This is a genomic window from Mesorhizobium sp. M2C.T.Ca.TU.002.02.1.1 (genome assembly GCF_003997225.1).
The window spans coordinates 1-2,695 of record NZ_RZTO01000812.1 but is presented as its reverse complement, the minus strand read 5'-3'; the positions used below and the strand labels follow the sequence as shown (position 1 = coordinate 2,695).

At 64.2% G+C, this 2,695-nt stretch carries 3 protein-coding genes; all 3 read left to right on the top strand.

Annotation, left to right across the window (positions count from 1 at the left end; translation table 11 throughout):
* The first annotated feature begins 164 nt into the window (after positions 1-164).
* Entirely contained in the window at positions 165-596 is a 432-nt protein-coding gene (rplQ, locus tag EOD07_RS29805) for a 50S ribosomal protein L17 (protein WP_040982999.1), read from the top strand.
* Between the two features lie 190 nt (positions 597-786).
* Positions 787-2,274 carry a DegQ family serine endoprotease gene (locus EOD07_RS29800; RefSeq protein WP_041006790.1) on the top strand — a complete coding sequence of 496 codons (1,488 nt, stop codon included), beginning with the start codon at positions 787-789 and terminating at the stop codon, positions 2,272-2,274.
* A gap of 124 nt (positions 2,275-2,398) precedes the next feature.
* The coding region (locus EOD07_RS29795; RefSeq protein ID WP_127237877.1) for an AAA family ATPase at positions 2,399-2,695 on the top strand (297 nt) is incomplete at its 3' end.

Below are 2,695 nucleotides of genomic sequence, written 5' to 3'. Positions count from 1 at the left end.
CCGGATTGGCCGCCGGAAAACATCGAAGACCTCGCCAAGCGTTACGAAGACCAATATTGAGCATGAATTCCAAGGATCGGCGGCGAGAGCCGCTCGATCCGACGGTCATGCGGAAAACCATCAGAGGCCGTGGCCTCTTGAACAACTGAAGAAGGAAAAGAGCCATGCGCCACGGTTTCAAGGGCCGTCGCTTCGCCCGCAGCATCAGCCATCGCAAGTCGATGTTCGCCAACCTTGCCGTGTCTCTGATCGAGCACGAGCAGATCGTCACCACCCTGCCGAAGGCGAAGGACCTGCGTCCGATCGTCGAGAAGCTGGTGACGCTCGGCAAGCGCGGCGACCTGCACGCCCGTCGTCAGGTCATCGCCCAGATCGGCAACGAGCCGGTCGTGAAGCGCCTGTTCGACACGATTGCGCCCCGTTACGCGCAGCGCAACGGCGGTTACCTGCGCATCATGAAGGCGGGCTTCCGCAAGGGCGACAACGCCGCCATGGCGGTCATCGAGTTCGTCGATCGCGACACGTCGGCCAAGGGCGCCGCCGACCGCGCCCGCCTCGAGGCAGAGGGCGCCAATGAGGAAGCCGCGGCCGCCTGAGGCTCTGCGTTTTCGTCAATGACTTCAAGGGGCCTACGGGCCCCTTTTGCATTTGGAAGAGGTTGGGCAGAGCGAGCGGAATTTCACGTCTGGGCTCACGCTTTTGCGCGACAAGTGTCGCATTTGTGTGCATTAGCCTTTCATTCTGCACAATCGTCGGGACAATGGCGCCCGATCTGGAGGATTCGGAATGCACCTCAAACGACTGTTTCTTGTTGCCGCGCTGGCCGTTTTCGCCGCGGCACCGGCCGCAAGACAGGCTTTTGCCGAGGATGCCGCCAAGCCGGCCGATCCGGGCCTCTCCGATGTGCTGACCGATCTGCTGCATGGCGTCGAGGGCGAGAACGGTACGTCCGGGCCCGACAAACGCGTGCCGTTCGGCCGCGAGGAGGTGCAGCTCTCCTTCGCGCCGCTGGTCAAGCAAACGGCCCCGGCCGTCGTCAATGTCTATGCCTCGCAGACCGCCAAGGTGACCTCGCCCTTCGAGGGCGATCCCTTCTTCGAGGAGTTCTTCGGACGCGCCCAGCCGCGCGCGCAGTCCTCGCTGGGCTCCGGCGTGCTGGTCGATCCGAGCGGCGTCATCGTCACCAACTTCCACGTCATCAAGGACGCCGACGAGGTGAAGGTGGCGACCGCGGACGGACGCGAATTCACCTCCAAGGTCATGCTCAAGGACGAGACGCTCGATCTCGCCGTGCTCAAGATCTCGGCCGACAAGCCGTTCCCGGTGATCGCCATTGGCGATTCCGACGCGCTTGAGGTCGGCGACCTGGTGCTCGCCATCGGCAACCCGTTCGGCGTCGGCCAGACCACCACCAGCGGCATCGTCTCGGCGCTCGCCCGCAGCCACATCGGCGTCTCGGATTCCGGCTATTTCATCCAGACCGATGCGGCCATCAATCCCGGCAATTCGGGCGGCGCGCTGATCAACATGGGCGGCCAGCTTGTCGGCATCAACACGGCGATCTACAGCCGCAGCGGCGGCTCGATCGGCATCGGCTTCGCCATCCCCTCGAACATGGTGCGCGCCTTCGCCGATGCCGCCAAGGCCGGGCTCGACTTCTTCGAGCGTCCCTATATCGGCGCGGAATTCGAAATGGTGACGCCGCAGATCGCCGAATCGCTCGGCATGGAGAAGCCGACCGGTGCATTGGTGTCCTCGGTGGACGCAACCGGGCCTGCCGGCAAGGCAGGGCTGAAGGCAGGCGATGTCATCCTGTCGCTCAACAACACGCCGGTCGAAAGCATCGAGGCGCTCGACTATCGCATGGCCACGCTGTCGATTGGCACCAAGGCGACGTTCGCCGTGCTGAGCAAGGGGCAGCAGGCGACGCTGGAAATCCCGCTGGAGCGTGCGCCGGAAGGCGCCAAGCCCAGCGAGGTCACCCTGCGTGGCCGCAGTCCCTTTTCCGGCGCCAAGGTCGCGGAACTTTCGCCCAGGCTCGCCCAGCGGCTTGGCCTCCGCACCGATCTCAAGGGCGTCACCGTCATCGATATCAGCCGCGATTCGCCGGCCGCCGATTTCGGCTTCCAGCCCGGCGATATCGTGCGTGAGGTGAACGGCACCACCATCGACACCGCGGCGACGCTGGCACAGGTCGCCCAGCAGGACACACGCTGGTGGCGCTTTACCGTCGAGCGCGGCGGGCAGATACTGCGCCAGGTGTTGCGCTACTGAGGCGGTCTGCCCATTTAGAGCATGATCCCGGACCGAAGGTCAGCGGAGCAAAACGTGAGAACCGGTTTTCGGATAAGATCATGCTCCAAAATGAGCGAGATCGCGTTTCAAACAAAAGACTTGCATGGCCGATCTGTTCAGTTCCGATGAGCCGGAAAAGGCGCCGCCCGGGCGGCCGCTGGCCGACCGGCTGCGCCCGAAAAATCTTGGTGAGGTTGTCGGCCAGGAGCATCTGACCGGCCCTGACGGCGCGCTGACCAGGCTGATCGATTCCGGCTCGCTCGGCTCGATGATCTTCTGGGGTCCGCCCGGCACCGGCAAGACGACCGTGGCGCGGCTGCTCGCCGGCGAGACCAACCTTGCCTTCGAGCAGATATCCGCCGTGTTCTCCGGCGTCGCGGATCTCAAGAAAGTGTTCGAG